Source organism: Caballeronia sp. 11_S32, assembly GCF_056930355.1.
Genome location: NZ_JBXOWH010000005.1, coordinates 260,512 through 277,042, shown reverse-complemented (window position 1 = coordinate 277,042; position 16,531 = coordinate 260,512). Strand labels below are relative to the sequence as shown.

General features: G+C 61.8%; 20 protein-coding genes. 19 read left to right on the top strand and 1 reads right to left on the bottom strand.

Features of this window, described 5'->3' with window-relative positions; all coding sequences use genetic code 11:
- Positions 1–287 precede the first annotated feature (287 nt).
- Entirely contained in the window at positions 288–1,196 is a 909-nt protein-coding gene (locus AC1Z32_RS35885) for an ADP-ribosylglycohydrolase family protein (RefSeq protein ID WP_483484137.1), read from the bottom strand.
- A gap of 106 nt (positions 1,197–1,302) precedes the next feature.
- Here AC1Z32_RS35885 and AC1Z32_RS35880 point away from each other — a divergent pair, with 106 nt between their 5' ends.
- The 19 genes from AC1Z32_RS35880 to AC1Z32_RS35790 all read left to right on the top strand — a co-directional run bounded on the left by AC1Z32_RS35880 (position 1,303) and on the right by AC1Z32_RS35790 (position 16,524).
- Positions 1,303–1,956, top strand: a complete 654-nt coding sequence (locus AC1Z32_RS35880; protein ID WP_483483610.1) for an NrtR DNA-binding winged helix domain-containing protein — start codon at positions 1,303–1,305, stop codon at positions 1,954–1,956.
- A gap of 67 nt (positions 1,957–2,023) precedes the next feature.
- Entirely contained in the window at positions 2,024–2,404 is a 381-nt protein-coding gene (locus tag AC1Z32_RS35875) for a hypothetical protein (protein ID WP_483483609.1), read from the top strand.
- Between the two features lie 262 nt (positions 2,405–2,666).
- Entirely contained in the window at positions 2,667–2,924 is a 258-nt protein-coding gene (locus AC1Z32_RS35870; protein ID WP_483483596.1) for a hypothetical protein, read from the top strand.
- Positions 2,925–2,975: 51 nt separating this feature from the next.
- Entirely contained in the window at positions 2,976–3,233 is a 258-nt protein-coding gene (locus tag AC1Z32_RS35865) for a hypothetical protein (protein WP_483483608.1), read from the top strand.
- Between the two features lie 38 nt (positions 3,234–3,271).
- Positions 3,272–3,529: a hypothetical protein gene (locus AC1Z32_RS35860; RefSeq protein WP_483483607.1), complete on the top strand. Its 258-nt coding sequence runs from the start codon at positions 3,272–3,274 to the stop codon at positions 3,527–3,529.
- A gap of 271 nt (positions 3,530–3,800) precedes the next feature.
- Positions 3,801–4,634: a transporter substrate-binding domain-containing protein gene (locus AC1Z32_RS35855; protein ID WP_483483606.1), complete on the top strand. Its 834-nt coding sequence runs from the start codon at positions 3,801–3,803 to the stop codon at positions 4,632–4,634.
- A 108-nt stretch (positions 4,635–4,742) separates the two neighbouring features.
- Positions 4,743–5,576, top strand: coding sequence for an amino acid ABC transporter ATP-binding protein (locus AC1Z32_RS35850; RefSeq protein WP_483483605.1), 834 nt, complete (start codon positions 4,743–4,745; stop codon positions 5,574–5,576).
- 8 nt (positions 5,577–5,584) lie between these two features.
- Positions 5,585–6,256 carry an amino acid ABC transporter permease gene (locus AC1Z32_RS35845; RefSeq protein WP_483483604.1) on the top strand — a complete coding sequence of 224 codons (672 nt, stop codon included), beginning with the start codon at positions 5,585–5,587 and terminating at the stop codon, positions 6,254–6,256.
- A gap of 10 nt (positions 6,257–6,266) precedes the next feature.
- Complete coding sequence (locus AC1Z32_RS35840) at positions 6,267–6,932, top strand: amino acid ABC transporter permease (RefSeq protein ID WP_483483603.1); 666 nt, start codon at positions 6,267–6,269, stop codon at positions 6,930–6,932.
- Positions 6,933–6,968: 36 nt separating this feature from the next.
- Positions 6,969–7,847, top strand: a complete 879-nt coding sequence (gene dapA / locus AC1Z32_RS35835) for a 4-hydroxy-tetrahydrodipicolinate synthase (protein WP_483483602.1) — start codon at positions 6,969–6,971, stop codon at positions 7,845–7,847.
- Between the two features lie 54 nt (positions 7,848–7,901).
- Positions 7,902–8,918, top strand: coding sequence for a 4-hydroxyproline epimerase (locus AC1Z32_RS35830; protein WP_483483601.1), 1,017 nt, complete (start codon positions 7,902–7,904; stop codon positions 8,916–8,918).
- A complete protein-coding gene (locus AC1Z32_RS35825; RefSeq protein ID WP_483483600.1) occupies positions 8,915–10,207 on the top strand; it encodes an NAD(P)/FAD-dependent oxidoreductase in 1,293 nt (430 codons plus the stop codon). Before AC1Z32_RS35830 ends, AC1Z32_RS35825 begins: the two co-directional genes overlap by 4 nt.
- A gap of 16 nt (positions 10,208–10,223) precedes the next feature.
- The gene (locus tag AC1Z32_RS35820) at positions 10,224–11,705 is read left to right on the top strand and encodes an aldehyde dehydrogenase family protein (RefSeq protein ID WP_483483599.1); all 1,482 of its coding nucleotides are present in this window, start codon (positions 10,224–10,226) and stop codon (positions 11,703–11,705) included.
- A gap of 12 nt (positions 11,706–11,717) precedes the next feature.
- Complete coding sequence (locus AC1Z32_RS35815; protein ID WP_483483598.1) at positions 11,718–12,749, top strand: proline racemase family protein; 1,032 nt, start codon at positions 11,718–11,720, stop codon at positions 12,747–12,749.
- Positions 12,750–12,821: 72 nt separating this feature from the next.
- A complete protein-coding gene (locus tag AC1Z32_RS35810) occupies positions 12,822–13,529 on the top strand; it encodes a GntR family transcriptional regulator (protein WP_062612425.1) in 708 nt (235 codons plus the stop codon).
- A 371-nt stretch (positions 13,530–13,900) separates the two neighbouring features.
- The gene (locus tag AC1Z32_RS35805; protein ID WP_483483597.1) at positions 13,901–14,917 is read left to right on the top strand and encodes an IS110 family RNA-guided transposase; all 1,017 of its coding nucleotides are present in this window, start codon (positions 13,901–13,903) and stop codon (positions 14,915–14,917) included.
- A gap of 277 nt (positions 14,918–15,194) precedes the next feature.
- Positions 15,195–15,452: a hypothetical protein gene (locus AC1Z32_RS35800; protein ID WP_062612402.1), complete on the top strand. Its 258-nt coding sequence runs from the start codon at positions 15,195–15,197 to the stop codon at positions 15,450–15,452.
- 518 nt (positions 15,453–15,970) lie between these two features.
- Complete coding sequence (locus AC1Z32_RS35795) at positions 15,971–16,228, top strand: hypothetical protein (protein WP_483483596.1); 258 nt, start codon at positions 15,971–15,973, stop codon at positions 16,226–16,228.
- Positions 16,229–16,266: 38 nt separating this feature from the next.
- Positions 16,267–16,524: a hypothetical protein gene (locus AC1Z32_RS35790; RefSeq protein WP_483483595.1), complete on the top strand. Its 258-nt coding sequence runs from the start codon at positions 16,267–16,269 to the stop codon at positions 16,522–16,524.
- Positions 16,525–16,531: the final 7 nt, after the last annotated feature.

The following is a 16,531-nucleotide window of genomic DNA, read 5'->3' as shown; positions in this document are numbered from 1 at the left end:
CCGAAAACGGCTTCGCGCAAGTTGGGAACCACGTATTGTCGAGGAGATGGCGCACGGTCGCGCGAGAGACCTTCTGCACCTTGCATGTGCGAGACGCCTGTAAGTGAACGAACGCACTTTCGTTCATCGATATCGCGTCACGTACGCAGGGTAGTTATATCGACATGGATTGGCAAGCCGTCGACCGGTGCGATCACGGTGCCGATACCATTAGACGGCGCATGAATCGTCACTGTCCGTGCGGTGCCGATCGTTATCGGGAAATTTGCGTCACGATATTTTCCTCGTCATGCTATGTCGTTGCTATCGGCGAGCTTGCCGGCCAGTTCGCGGATTTCATCATGCATCGCGAGCCAGCCTAGCCAGCGCGACGGAATGCCAGCAACACCGTAATGCGCGCCGGCGACCTGCCCGCATATCGCGGCGGTCGTGTCGGCGTCCTGTCCGAGATTGGCCGCGCGAAGAATGGCTTCCTCGAATGAAGAGGTGTGCGCGAAGCACCAGAGCGCGGCTTCGAGACTGTCGATGACATAGCCCGATCCACGAATATCGTCTTCGTTCTTGCGAAGATACGAACCGGCCGCAATCGCGTTCACGCTTGTGCATGTTCCCGTTGGCAGACCTTCAGCGTCGAGAATCTCGCTCTTCGCCGCGCCTGCGAGCGCGCGGATCAACATGGCGGCGAACAGGCGTGTCGCTTCCACGCACTCTTTTGCGCCGTGCGTCAGGCGGGCGCTGGCAGCGGACCTTTCCATGGCCGCAGCCGCATCTGCATGAAAGAACATTGGAATGGGCGCGAGGCGCATCAGACAGCCATTGCCCGCCGAATACTTGTCTTCCGAACCCGCGTACACGTCGCCGGTGTCCTTGTATTGCCTAAGCGCATTGCTGACCGTGATTCCAATGTCGAAGCACGTGCCATTGCTGCTCATATATCCGACGTCCATCCAGCGGCAGAAGCGTTCCATGATGTCGCGCGCGTCGAACTTTCTCTTTTCGACGAGGCTCGCCGCCATGCAGAGCGCCATCGATGTATCGTCGGTCCATTCGCCGCGCTTCAGCCGGAACGGACCGCCGCCGGTCATGTCAGTGACGGGCGCGAAGGAGCCGCGCGGCCGGAACTCGACTGTGGTACCCACCGCGTCGCCGCAGGCGAGGCCCAGAAGACAACCCTCGAATCTTTCTGTTTTGGTCATTGTTCCCCCGGTTCTTATAGTTGGCGCACGGTTTTTGCGACTTAGTTGCAGTACACTACTTACTATCCTATCACATACATAGTGACTTACTGCAACTAAGATCGCGATGAAGAAGCTCTTTCCCCTCGTCACAACCGACATCGCCCTTTTCACGATCATCGACAATAGCCTGCGCGTGCTGCTGGTGAAGCGGGCCAACACGCCGGAACCGGGCAAGTGGGCGCTGCCGGGCGGCGTGCTGGACCCGGCTTCCGATAGCGATCTCGATGACACCGCGCAGCGCGTGCTGTCGGGCAAGACCGGCGTGGACGTGCCGTTTCTGGATCAGGTCGCCACGTTCAGCGGCGCGACCCGCGATCCGCGCGGATGGTCCGTGAGTGTCCTCTACTACGCGCTGCTTCCGCGCGACCAAGTGCCCGCGATCGCCGGGAAAAAGACCGAGGCGATCGAATGGCGCGATGCCTTCGCGCCGGGCTCCCGGCTCGCGTTCGATCATGCGGACCTGATCCGCGCGGCACTGGCCACCTTGCGGGACAAGGTGGAGCGCGCAGCGCTGCCTTTGCATCTGCTGCCCGAAAGGTTCACGCTGACCGAACTTCAGCAGACTTGCGAGCTGATTCTCGGCCGTCCGCTGGACAAGAGCGTGTTCCGTCGGCGTCTCAAGGATGAGCCACGCATCGTGCAGCTCGAAGGCGAGTTTCTGTATGGTGCGCAGCGGCCGGCGCAGTTGTATGGCGCCGCAGAGGGCTTCCGGTTTTGACCGGCTGAGCGCCCTCTCGTCACCGGTTATGATCGGCACTTGCAATGCTGCCCGGGAGATTCGTCCAATGAAGAACCGCCTTCTCTGCGCGATGTTCGCCCTCTGCGCCGGCACGACCTGGGCGGCCCCTGCCTGCTTCCCGGTCGGAACGAACCTGACGCTTCGTGGCACGCCTGTCCAGGAGACCGTGGAAACGGACAGCGGCTCACAGCAGTCGGTCTGGATGCTGTCGATGGACCCGCCGCTTTGCGTGATCGACCGGCGTTTCTCTCAGGATGCGCAAGGCCGCATCGCAGTCCCTCGCGTGCAGGTCATGGGACCGCCTCTTCCGCCTGGCGTGCTGCTCTCCGTCACCGGCACGTTGCTGAGGCGGAGCACACCGCCGTACTACATCGTGCCGACCGCCGTCTGGGTGACGCCGCCGGCAAAGGTCGTCCCGCCTCAATAGACGAAGCTGCTTCCACGCCGCACTGTCTGCCGGAGCCCGACACGCCTCCGGCTTCTGTTCTTGAATAGCCGACACCTCACGCGTATCCGATCATCGGCAAATCGATGCGATGCTGCATGCGCAGTCTCGATTCGCCTTTATCTTCAAGACCTTGGTTTAACCGAACAGATCTTCTAGCCCCGCTTGGCACGGCCCTCGCATATGTAGCTGCGAGCGCAACGATTGGTGCTCATCCAACCAACCAAGTCTTAGGAGCTACATCATGCTGAAGATCGACAACCTCGCCGTTAGCAAAGAACTCGACCGCGCTGAAATGGGCGCCATCGTCGGCGGCGCGAGCATCTTCCAGAACAACGGCATCAACTCCAACTACAACGCCGGCTTCTCCTTCGCCAGCCCGCAGACCAACGTCGCTCCCGTCACGCAAGTGGATGCCTCGCAGCACCTCGACGTCGACGTGAAGAACATCACCAAGTCGCTCACTTCGGTCGGCAGCCTGCTCGACGGCGTCAAGCTCTAATCCCTTAGTCATCCATTCAAGTCATCCACTCAAGTCATCAGGAGAACCATCATGTTGAAGATCGACAACCTCACCGTCAGCAAAGAACTCGGCCGCGCTGAAATGGGCGCCATCGTCGGCGGCACGAGCATCTTCCAGAACAACGGCATCAACTCCAACTACAACGCCGGCTTCTCCTTCGCCAGCCCGCAGACCAACATCGCACCCGTGACTCAGGTCGATGCCTCCACCCACACCGACGTCGACGTGAAGAACATCACCAAGTCGCTCGATGCGGTCGGCAGCCTGCTCGGCGGTGTGAAGCTGTAATCCCTTAGTCATCCATTCAAGTCATCAGGAGAACCATCATGTTGAAAATCGACAACCTCACCGTCAGCAAAGAACTCGGCCGCGCTGAAATGGGCGCCATCGTCGGCGGCGCGAGCATCTTCCAGAACAACGGCATCAACTCCAACTACAACGGCGGCTTCTCGTTCGCCAGCCCGCAGACCAACATCGCGCCCGTGACTCAGGTCGATGCCTCCACCCACACCGACGTCGACGTGAAGAACATCACCAAGTCGCTCGATGCGGTCGGCAGCCTGCTCGGCGGTGTGAAGCTGTAAGCGTCATCCCCTCGAAGGGAGAAGGAACGCTCGCGCTTCCTTCTCCCTCTATGTAGTTCCGCATCACCGGCCCTCGTGCGCAACGCGCGACTTACCGCGGCCAACGCCTCCCTCACTCGACGCATGAACGAACTAAGGGCAATCGCCTAGTTGACAGCCTCTTTTTTGACTCCCTACACTGCATACAATCCTGCACACATCTAGATACGCAGATTTGTGTGGTGCAGACCCGGAGATTTGATACGGGTTTACTCTTACTCGGGAGTTCATCATGGTTCAGCTGTCTCGTTTCATCGGTCGTGCTCTGGCGTGTCTGGCCTTTGCCGGAGCCGCGATTGCACAAGCGCCCGCTCATGCGGAAGACGCCGGCGCGTGGCAAAGCGTGAAAAAGGCGGGCGTGCTTCGCTGCGGCGCGGCCGTTGCGCCGCCGTACGTGATGCGCGATCCGAAGACGGGCGAATACAGCGGCTTCTTCGCGGATCTATGCCGCAACTTCGGGCAGAACGTGTTGAAGGTGAAAGTCGAATTCGTCGATACGACGTGGGACAACATCGTCGCCGGCTTGCAGTCGGACAAGTGGGACGTGTCGCTGGCGCTGAACCAGACGCCCGAGCGCGAGAAGGCGGTGTCGTTCTCGGCGCCCGCGACGGACTACAACGTGTCGTTCGTCTATAACAAGAACAACCCGAAGATCCCGAAGGGCGCGCACAGCATCGCCGATATCGACAAGCCGGGCGTGACCATCGCCGTGATGTCCGGCACCGCGCAGGACAAGGCCATCTCGGCAGCGCTGAAGCAGGCTCGCATCATGCGCCTGCCAGGCAACGACGAAACCCGCCTCGCCCTCATGTCGAAGCGCGCCGACCTCCTCGCCGACGCCAACATCACCAACATGCTGCTGACCGAAGCGCATCCCGACTGGGCCGCGTCCGTTCAGCCGACGCCGCCGCTCGCGCAACAGGAAGTCGCGTTCGGTCTGCGCAAGGAGACGTCCGCGGCCGATCTCGCGGTGCTCAACGACTACGTCAACGCGCAAGTCAAATCGGGCGCCGTCGACAAGCTCATCAAGACATCCGTGCAGGCCATGCTGGTCGCCAACAAGTGATGTGACGCGCCCATCCGTGCCGCGGTCCCAGCGGATCGCGCGCGATACCCACGCACCTTGTCATCCGCAGATCACGCGCCCGTGCGGCGCGCTTGCTGGAGAGATTTCATGCTGTCATCGCAAACCATGATTGCCCAACACGACGTCCCGCCGGCAGTTCTCGATTTTTCCCCCGCCGCATCCGGCGAGTTCGTGCAGCTCAGGGACGTGTGCAAGTCCTATGGCGAGAACCTCGTCGTCATGGATCACATGAACCTCGACATGCGCGAGGACGACCGCCTCGTCATCATCGGGCCGAGCGGCAGCGGCAAAAGCTCGTTGCTGCGCGTGATGATGGGACTCGAAGGCATTCAGGGCGGCCAGATCGGCTTTCAGGGCAAGCCGTACATCTTCGGTGCCGATTCGGGACGCGGGAAACGTATCGACGCGAAGCTGCAAAAGCAGATCGGCATGGTGTTTCAGCACTACACACTCTTCCCGCATCTCTCCGTGCTCGGCAATCTGATCCTCGCGCCGGTCAAGGTGGGCGGATTGTCCAGGACGGAAGCGACGGAGCGCGCCCGCACGTATCTCGCGCGGCTCGGTCTCGAAAGCAAGCTGCACGCATATCCGAGCCAGCTTTCGGGCGGCCAGAAGCAGCGCGTCGCGATTGCGCGCGCGCTGATGCTCGAGCCGAAGCTGATGCTGTTCGATGAAGTCACATCGGCGCTCGATCCGGAAATGGTGATCGAAGTGCAGAACGTGATGCTCCAGCTCGCCGAACAGAAGATGGCGATGATCATCGTCACGCACGACATGCACTTCGCCCGCGATATCGCCACGCGCGTCGTGTTCTGCGCGGGCGGCAAGATCGTCGAGCAAGGCGCGCCCGCCGACATGTTCAAGTGCCCGAAGCAGGCTCGCACGCGCGAGTTCCTCGAGAAAGTGCTGCATCTCGATTAAGGACGAACATGAACTATCACTTCGATTTCCGCTTTCTCGAAGGCAGCTTCAGCGCCTTGCTGGATGGTCTCAGGGTCACGATCGAGCTGGCCGTCGCGTCGAACCTCATGGGCCTCGTGCTCGGCTTCTTGCTCTGCCTGCTCGCGATGAGCCGCTGGACGTTCGTGCGCTGGCCGGCGCAACTGTTCATCGAGTTCTTCCGCTGCACGCCGGCGCTCCTGCAGATCGTGTGGTTCTTCTACTGCATCCCGATGCTGGTCGATGTCTTCATCGATCCGATCACGATGGGCGTGCTCGCGCTCGGGCTGAATCTCACGGCCTTCAACGCCGAAGCGTATCGCGCGGGCGTTCAGGCCGTGCCGAAGGAGCATCTCGACGCCTGCGTCGCCCTCGGCCTCAAGCCGTGGCAACGCACCGTGTACGTGGTGCTGCCGCAAGCGCTGCGCAGTGCGATGCCCGTGCTCATGACCAACGGCATCGGCAGCTTGCAGCAAAGCGCGCTCGTCGCCATCGTCGCCGTTGCGGACCTGATGTATGTCGGCAAGAGTCTCGCGACCGAAGCGTATCGGCCGCTCGAAACCTACACCGTCGTCGCGCTGATTTACTTCGCGCTGTCCCTGCCGATCGCAAAGCTCGTCCATGTGATCGAGCGCCGGCAAGACCTCGCGGTCCAGCGTTGAGGAGACGAACATGCATCTCGACTTTTCCGCCGTATTGCCCTACTGGCTCGTGCTGCTCAAGGGACTCGCGCTGACGATCGCCTTCACCAGCAGTTGCGCCGTGATCGGCAGCCTCGCGGGCTTCGTGCTGAGCCTCTTGCGCATGTCGCCCTCGCGCTGGATGAAGGCCGCGACTACGCTGTATGTGGAGTTCTTTCGCGGCACGCCGCTCCTGATCCAGCTCTTCTGGGTCTTCTTCTGCTTCCCGGTCGTGTTTCGCATTCCGATTCCGCCGTATGTGTCCGTCGTGATTTCGCTGACGCTCTACATGGCGGCGATCACGAGCGAAACGTTCCGCGGCGCGCTGAAATCGATCTCCGGCGAGCAGCACGACGCTTGCATCGCACTGAGTCTCTCGCCGCGCGCGAAGATCCTCTACGTGATCTTCCCGCAAGCGCTGCTGCGTTCGATTCCACCGCTGCTCTCGAACGTCGTCAGTCTGTTCAAGGAAAGCGCGCTCATCTCGTCGGTGGGTGTCGCGGATCTGATGTTCGTCGGACAGAACATCTCGAACAGCACCGCGAAGCCGATCGAGTTTCTGACGACGGTCGCGATCATTTACTTCCTCGTCGCTTTTCCGCTCACGCGTCTCGTCGGCGTGGTCGAAACGCGTTTGCTCAGGCGCTTTGCCTACTAACCTCAATCAACGACTCATCGTTCAGTGGAGCAACTCATGCAGATGAAAGGCATTCTTCCCGCACTCGTCACGCCGTTCAACGCTTCCGGCGCGGTCGATCACGACACGCTCGCGAACATCCTCGAGTTCCAGCTCAAGGCGGGCGTCAAGGGCTTCGTGCCGCTCGGCTCGACGGGCGAGTACTACGCGCTCACGCACGACGAGCGCCGCGCGATCCTTAAAACCGTGCGCGAAGTGGTCGGCGATCGCGGCACGCTTATCGGCGGCGCGAACGGATCGTGCACGCGCGAAGTCATCGAACAGACGCAACTCGTGCGCGACGCGGGCTACAAGAACGTGCTCATCGCGCCGCCGTACTATGCGCTGCCGTCGCAACAGGAACTGATCGGCCATTACGAGGCGATTCTCAAGGCCGTGCCGGATGTCGACCTCGTGCTGTACAACTACCCGGTGCGCACGAACGTCGAAGTCGGCTTCGAAGTGCTCGAAGCGTTCAAGAACAATCCGCGCGTCGTCGGCATCAAGGAAAGCAGCGGCAATCTGCTGCGCGCGATCGAGATCGGCGAGAAGTACAAGGATCACTATCAGCTTTCCTGCGGTTCCGACGATCAGGCGCTCGACTTCTTCCTGTGGGGCGCGTCGAGCTGGATCTGCGGGCCGGCGAACTGCTTCGTGAAGCAGGTCGTCGATTTCTACGACAAGTTCGAAGCGGGCGATATCCGCGGCGCGCAAAACGTGATGCGTTCGCTCTTCCCCGTCATGGCGACGATGGAAGCAGGCAAGTTCGTGCAGAAGGTGAAGTACGGCTGCGAGCTCGCGGGCTTCAAGGTGGGCACGGCGCGCATGCCCTTGCAGCCGCTCACCGCAGAAGAAAAGGCCGAGTTCCGCGCGGTGTTCGAAGCGGCCCAGCAGTGATGCGATGCCGGCGGCGCTTTTCCGCCGGCGCATTCAATCAAGCGGATCATCCGGATGAGCAAGCACAACTTCAAGAGCATCGAAGGACACACTGAAGGCATGCCGGTGCGCATGGTGATCGATGGCGCGCCGCCGCTTGCGGGCGCGACCATGGAAGCGCGCCGCAAGGCGTTCATCGAAAACCATGACTGGATTCGCCGCGCGCTGATGCTGGAGCCGCGCGGGCATTCGCACATGTCCGGCACGATGCTCTATCCGCCCATGTCCGATGACGCGGACATGAGCCTGCTCTTCATCGAAACATCGGGTTGTTTGCCAATGTGCGGCCATGCGTCTATCGGCTCCGTCTCTTTCGCCATTGAAGCGGGGCTCATCCGGCCGAAGACGCCGGGCACGGTCATCGTCGACGTGCCCGCCGGCAAGCTCGTCGCGAGGTATCAAATGGACGGCGAGCGCGTGTCGTCGGTGCGCTTCACGAACGTGCCGAGCTTCCTGCTTCATCGTGATGTCGAGATCACGCATCCGCATTTCGGCAAGCTAGCCGTCGATATCGCGTATGGCGGCAACTTCTATCCGATCGTCGAAGTGCAGCCGAATTTCCCGGGCTGCGAGCACTTCGCGCCGGACGCGCTGCTCACGTGGGGCCGGCAGATGCAGTCGGCGGTGAACGCGGCCATCGACGTGATTCATCCGGACCATCCCGGCATACGCGGCGTGAATCACACGATGTGGACCGGCGCGCCAATATCGGATGACGCCGACGCGCGCGCGGTCGTCATCGCGGGCGATAGTCTTATCGATCGTTCGCCATGCGGCACGGGCACGTCCGCGCGTGTCGCGCAACGCCACGCACGCGGGCTGCTCGATATCGGTCAGGCCTTTCGTCATCAGAGCCTGATCGGAAGCAGTTTCATCGGACGTGTCGAAGCGGCGACGACGCTGACCAATGGCCTCGACGCCATTCTGCCCAGCGTCGAAGGCCGCGCCTTTCTCACGGGCCGCGCGGAATACTACGTGGACGACGCGCAGCCCTACGCTCATGGTTTCAGCCTGCAGGAGTATGTGAAGTGAACGCCGTTCCTCGCGAAGTCTCCGCGCACGATCCGCTTCCATCCAGCCAGGAAACCGCCGTGGTGATCGGCGGCGGCATTGTCGGCATATGCTGCGCGCTCTATCTGCAACGCGGCGGCTATGCCGTCACGCTGATCGATCCCGAAGCGCCGGGCAACAGCACGGCGAAATGGAGTTGCGGCCAGATGGCGGTGAGCGAAATCATCCCGCTGTCGAAGCCCGGCATCCTGATGAAGATACCCGGCTGGCTGATGGATCAGAAAGGCCCGCTCGCGCTGCGTCCCGGCGCGCTGCCTGGCATTATCCCGTGGTTCCTGCGCTTTCTCATGTGTGCGCGGCACGCGAAGATCGTCGAGATCGCGCAGTCGATGGCCACGCTCACGCACGACGTCTACGCCGACTATGCACCGCTGCTCGACGCATGCGGCGACAAGACGCTGATGGGCGAGCGCCCGATTCTCGAAGTCTTCGACGATCCCGCCGCACTCACGCACGAGCAGCCGCATCTGCAACTGCGCGAATCGCTCGGCTTCAGGGTGCAGCGGCTGAATGCGAAGGATATTGGCGATCTCGAACCGGCGCTCGCGGGCAAGTTCTCGCACGGCCTCATGTTCGACGACTGGCGCGCCGTGAAGGACACCATGGGCTTCATCGCCGCGTTGACCGATAGCTTCATCGCGCAGGGCGGGCGTCGCGTGCAGACGGAAGCGCGCCGCATCGACGAGGCGAACGGTCAGGCCACCGGCGTCACGCTCGCGAACGGCGAGCGCATCGCGGCGCGGCATGTCGTGGTGGCGGCGGGAACGGGCACGCGGCACTTCTTCGAGTCGCTCGGCGTGAACGTGCCGCTCGCGGGCATCGCGGGCTATCAGGCGGTCGTTTCGGACCCGGGCGTCGAGATTCGCCATTCGGTCATCTACGCGGACGGCGGCTTCTGCTTCACGCCGATGACGCGCGGCCTGCAGATCGGCGGCACGATCGAGTTCGCGAGACACGGCGCGAAACCCAACTTCAGACGCGCGGACATCATCCTCGAGAAGGCGAAACGCGTGTTGCCGGAGATGCGGACATCGCAGGTCGAATACGGCGTCGGCTATCGGCCGTTCCTGCCTGATACGAAGCCCATCATCGACCGCTCGCGCAGATTGAAGAACGTCTACATGGCGTTCGGTCATGGCCAGCTCGGCCTCACCCTCGGCGCGACCACCGGACGGCTGATCGCGGACATGGTCGCGGGCCGCGCGACCAAACAGAACCTCGAGCCGTTCAGCGCCTATCGCTTCTCCTGACTGACGAGACGAATTCATGAAATCGTACGACAAGCTTTTCATCGACGGCCGCTTCGTCGCGCCCGTCCACGATGGCCGTTTCGAGACCATCGATCCGAGCAATGAGGAAGTCATCGCGAGCGTCGCGGCGGCAACGTCCGAGGATATCGACATCGCCGTGAAAGCGGCGCGCAAAGCCTTCGACGAAGGTCCGTGGCCGCGCATGCGCGGTGCGGAGCGCGCCGCCGTGTTGCGCCGTATCGGCAAGGGCATTCGCGAGCGTCTTCAGGCACTCGCCGAAATCGAGGTGCGCGACAACGGCAAGCCGCTTCCCGAAGCGCTGTGGGATCTGGGCGACGCCGCGGGCTGCTTCGAGTTCTATGCCGGTCTCGCCGAAAAGCTCGACGACAACGCGGAGACGCCCGTGGCACTCTCCGACGACCGCTTCACCTCGGTCGCGCGCAAGGAGCCGGTCGGCGTCGCGGGCGCGATCATCCCGTGGAATTTCCCGATGCTGATGGCCGCATGGAAGGTCGCGCCGGCGTTGGCCGCGGGCTGCACGATGGTGCTGAAGCCGTCGGAGCTCACGCCGCTCACCGCGCTCGAACTCGCCGACATCGCCGCGAATGCGGACCTGCCGCCGGGCGTGCTCAATATCGTGACGGGACTCGGCAAGGACGCGGGCGCGCCCTTGAGCGAGCATCCCGGCATCGACAAGCTCGCGTTCACGGGCAGCGTGCCAACCGGCAGCCGCATCATGCAGGCCGCCGCGCGCGACATCAAGAACGTGAGTCTCGAGCTGGGCGGCAAGTCGCCGTTCATTGTCTTCGATGACAGCGATATCGATGCGGCCGTCGAATGGATCATGTTCGGCATCTTCTGGAATCAGGGCGAAGTGTGTTCGGCCACGTCGCGCGTGCTCGTGCAGCGCGGCATTCACGATCGTCTGCTCGAACGGCTGACGGAGGAAACGCGCAGGATCAGCATCGGCAATGGATTGAAGGACGGCGTGCTGCTCGGACCCATCGTCAGCAAGGGACAATTCGACAAGGTGCGCGAGGCCGTGGAGCGCGGCGTGAGCGAAGGCGCGCGCCTCGTCACCGGCGGCGAGCGGCCCGCTCATCTGCACAAGGGTTACTTCATGGAGCCCGTCGTTTTCGCCGATGTGCCCGCCGATAGCTGGATCTGGAACGAAGAGATTTTCGGGCCGGTCGTGTGCATTCGTGCCTTCGACGACGAAGCCGAAGCCGTGCGCTCGGCGAACGATTCGCGCTTCGGTCTCGCGGCAGCCGTGATGTCGCGCGATATCGCACGATGCGAGCGCGTTGCACGGGCGTTGCGCGCGGGCATCGTGTGGATCAACTGCAGCCAGCCCACGTTCACCGAAGCGCCGTGGGGCGGCTACAAGCAGAGCGGCATCGGCCGCGAACTGGGCGAGTGGGGCTTGAACAACTATCTCGAGACCAAGCAGATCACGCGCTACGACAGCGACGAGCCGTGGGGCTGGTACATCAAATAAGGCTGGACCATCATGCGCTGGAAGAAAACACTTCAACTCGTCGACGTGCATTGCGAAGGCGAGATCGGCAAGGTCATCACGGCAGGCGTCGTCGGCATTCCGGGCGAGACCATGCTCGACAAGATGAACTACATCAACGAAGTGGACGACAGTCTGCGCCGTCTCGTCACATTGGAGCCGCGCGGCTGTCTGCAGATGTCGGTCAATCTGTTGCTTGCGCCGACGAGACCGGAAGCGCATGCGGGCTTCATCGTGCTTCAGGCGGACAAGGCGCATCCAATGTCGGGCAGCAACGCGATCTGTGTCGTCACGGCCTTGCTCGAACTCGGCATGGTGGAAATGCACGAGCCTGAAACGACCGTCGTGCTCGATACGCCTGCGGGGCTCGTGACCGCCCGCGCGTCCTGCAAGGATGGACGCTGCACAAGCGTCTCGCTCGACATGGTGCCCGCGTTCGTCGAGCAACTGGACGTCGGGATCGAGACTGAGCAGTTCGGCACGATCAAGGTGGATATCGCGTTCGGCGGCGTGTATTACGCGCTCATCGATGTCGATCAGACCGGGCTCACGATCGCGCCCGGCAACGCGCGCGCGCTCGCGGAACTGGGCGTCGCGCTGAAGGACGTCATCAACGGGCAGGTTCGCGTCGCGCATCCGCTTTATCCCGCGATCGATGAAGTCGCTTACGTCATGTTCCGCAACCGGCTCGGCGACGCGCTGTATCAGACCTGCACGACGCTGCCTCCGGGGCGCGTAGACCGCTCGCCGTGCGGCACCGGCAGCTCGGCCAATCTCGCGACCTTGGCGGCGCGCGGACTGGCCGACGTCGGCAGCCGGCTGACATCGCGCTCGACCATCGGCGGCGAATTCGCCATCGAACTGCTGGGCAAGACCGAAGTCGCCGGCAGGCCCGCCGTGCTTCCGCGCGTCACGGGGCGCGCGTGGATATATGGATTCCAGCAGATCGGCGTCGATCCGGACGATCCGCTCGCCGCCGGTTTCATGCTGAGCGATACGTGGGGCTCGGGCTTTTCCGCCGCCTGAGACGGAGCGCGCACGATGATAAACTTGAACGCGCGCCCGTCTTTCCGGGCCTACGACGACGGCGGTGAACACATGAGCAAAGCGACCGCGGAGACCGAAGCCGGTGTCCGCCGGCATGGCGGACGGTATATCTACGAAGAACTGCGCAAGCAGATCCTTACCCTGCAACTCAAGCCGGGCGCTCCGCTCGACGAAGTCTCGCTCGCGGCGCAATTCGGCCTGTCGCGTTCGCCCGTGCGCGATGCGCTCGCGCGACTCATCAGCGAAGGGCTGGTGACGATCCTGCCGAACCGCACGACGCTCGTCACGCCCTTCGAGATCGAGGAGTTCCCCAAGTACATCTCGGCGCTGGACCTCATTCAGCGCGCGGTCACGCGTCTTGCGGCGCTGTACCGGACCGAGGCCGATCTCGCCCGCATCCGCAAGGCCGACGACACCTACATGAAGGCGATCGACAGCGGCGACTTCAACGCGATGTCCGAGACCAACAAGGGCTTGCACATGGCTATCGCCCACGCGGCGAACAACCCCTATTTCATCGGCTATTACGAGCGGCTGCTCGGCGAGGGGCAGCGGCTCCTGCATCTGCATTTCGATTACACAGTGACATCGCCGGCGGCGACGAAGCTCGGCCGCGACCACGCCGACATCATCGACGCGATCGCGCGCCAGGACGCCGATGCCGCCGAGAAGCTCGCCCACGAGCACACGATGCTGTTCCAGAAGCGCTTCCTCGACTACATGCGGCAGAACATGACGGAGTCGATGGCGCTCATGTAGCCGGGTTGTCGGGCTCGCACCGACACGTCTCGCGGCGTTGTCTTGCCGCATCCAACGAATCGATCCGGCCGGCGCCGTGGGCGTATCGCGCGTGAATGGCGACGCCGTCTTTTTTTCCTTTTTCTTCAAGGACTTGGGCTAATCGGGCAGGCCTTTCAGATGCGCCTGGCACGCCGCTCGCATAAGGAGATGCGAGCGCAACGATTGGTGCTCATCCAACCCACACAGTCCCAGGAGATGGAATGGACGCCTCCCTTCCCACGTCGAGAAGGAAGGGCAGCGGAAAAGGCGGAGCCCTCGCTATACCCGACGGCATCGGAGTGCCAAAGTGGAAGTGTCGAAACGACCACTGAGGGTAAGGAGGGCTCGAAATGAAGACTACGACATTTGGCTTGGACTTGGCAAAGCGGGTTTTTCAGGTGCACTGGGTCGACATGGAAACGGGTGAAATCGGACGACGGCAACTCAAGCGCGATCAACTCGTGCGGTTCTTCTCGAACTGCGCACCCGGGCTCATCGCCATGGAAGCTTGCGGCAGCGCGCATTTCTGGGCACGCAAGCTGAGCGCATTGGGACATCAGGTCAGATTGATCGCGCCGTCATTCGTGCGACCGTTTGTCAAGCGCAACAAGACCGATGTGGCTGATGCACACGCGATCTGGGAGGCGGCGCAACGCCCCGAGATGCGCTTTGTTGCCGTCAAGAGCGAAGCTCAGCAAGGCGTGCTCACGCTCCATCGGGTGCGTGAGCAATTGATCAAGATGCGACAAATGCAGATCAATCAAGTGCATGGTCTGTTGTATGAGTTCGGCGGGGTCGTGCACGCAGGCGCGCGCGGTATGAGCGAAGCCGTGCAACTGTTGGGCGAATTGGCCGACACCTTGCCGACCATGGTGATCGATACGTTGCGCGAGCAGTTGCAGCGCATCGAGACGCTGAGTCGGGACATCGTTCAGATCGAGCGCAGACTGGCCGCGTGGCGGCGTGAGGACGAGACCGCCCAACGCATCTCGGCGATTCCGGGAGTGGGCCTGCTCACGGCGACGGCGGCGATTGCCACCATGGGTGAAGCAAAGACGTTTCGTTCGGGACGCGAATTCGCTGCATTTCTTGGTCTGGTGCCGCGCCAGAGCGGCACGGGCGGACGCGTCAAATTGCTTGGCATCAGCAAACGAGGTGACGTGTACTTGCGCACTTTGTTGATCCACGGCGCGCGTTCAGTACTCGCTCGTTGCAAGCGGCTCACTGAGTCACAGCAGCGCTTGCTTGCGCGACGACCGTTCAATGTGGCGGTTGTGGCGCTGGCCAACAAGATGGCGCGCACGATCTGGGCGTTGATTGCCCATGCTCGAGCGTACCAACCGGAATATGCGGCATGTACCGCGTAGAACCTCAACTTACTACGGAGATTGGTCGTCGATAGGTTGCGCAGGACGATGTGCGCGTGATGGCAAAGCGGATCGGACCGCGGGGAAGTAAGCCTGAATGATGTCTTGTCCTTAGAGGACTTGCCGGAGCTGAGGCCTTCCCTGGCGAATTCCATCAGGGCCAGCGGACAGAAGTCCCGTCCGACAAAGGGCCGGATATAAGTCTGCAGCCCGATTGGCCACGCCAAACACGCGAATGTCACCTGGCAAACCGGGAGACGTCCATATAAGACACATCATGCTGAAGATCGACAACCTCGCCGTGAGCAAAGAACTCGACCGCGCCGAAATGGGCGCCATCGTCGGTGGCTCGAGCATCTTCCAGAACAACGGCATCAACTCCAACTTCAACAGCGGCTTCTCGTTCGCCAGCCCGCAGATCAACGTCGCGCCGGTGACGCAAGTGGATGCTTCGACGCACACGAATGTCGATCTGACGAATGTCACGAAGACGCTCTCTTCGGTCGGCAGCCTGCTCGACGGCGTGAAGGTGTAACGCATCATCCTCGAAGGGAGAAGGTACAACGCTGTTGCCTTCTCCCCTTCTTGTCCCGGCTGTCCTCGCTCGTTCTCCCCGCTTTTCCAACTCCGACACCTCGCGCCCAGGTTGCACTCGGCATGAGCGTCAGCATCGAATAGCCGATTGTTCGGATATCGAATCATCGGCTGGTTTTGTCGATTCCTAAAAATTCCCTTTTGCACGGTCAACGCTTGAGTCGCGTTCTCTCGCGACTTCGGCGTGCATTCGGCGCTGCGTTTCTGCCCGATGCGATCCTGTTCGTCCGTCCCCGACAAATCCAAGGATTCTGTATTTCGGCGACCAACAGGTTGTCTGCCATCAATGCTGCGAAAGTCGGTTCCAATTTGCGTCACGGCCCGCCATTCCCATTTCAAATCAAATACTTGGTTTAACCGAACAGATCTTCTAGCCCTGCTTGGCACGGCCCTCGCATATGTAGCTGCGAGCGCAACGATTGGTGCTCATCCAACCAACCAAGTCTTAGGAGCTACATCATGCTGAAGATCGACAACCTCGCCGTTAGCAAAGAACTCGACCGTGCCGAAATGGGCGCCATCGTCGGCGGCGCGAGCATCTTCCAGAACAACGGCATCAACTCCAACTACAACGCCGGCTTCTCCTTCGCCAGCCCGCAGACCAACGTCGCTCCCGTCACGCAAGTGGACGCCTCGCAGCACCTCGACGTCGACGTGAAGAACATCACCAAGTCGCTCACTTCGGTCGGCAGCCTGCTCGACGGCGTCAAGCTCTAATCCCTTAGTCATCCATTCAAGTCATCAGGAGAACCATCATGTTGAAAATCGACAACCTCACCGTCAGCAAAGAACTCGACCGTGCCGAAATGGGCGCCATCGTCGGCGGCTCGAGCATCTTCCAGAACAACGGCATCAACTCCAACTACAACGGCGGCTTCTCCTTCGCCAGCCCGCAGACCAACATCGCGCCCGTGACTCAGGTCGATGCCTCCACCCACACCGACGTCGACGTGAAGAACATCACCAAGTCGCTCGATGCGGTCGGCAGCCTGCTCGGCGGCGTCAAGCTCTAATCCCTTA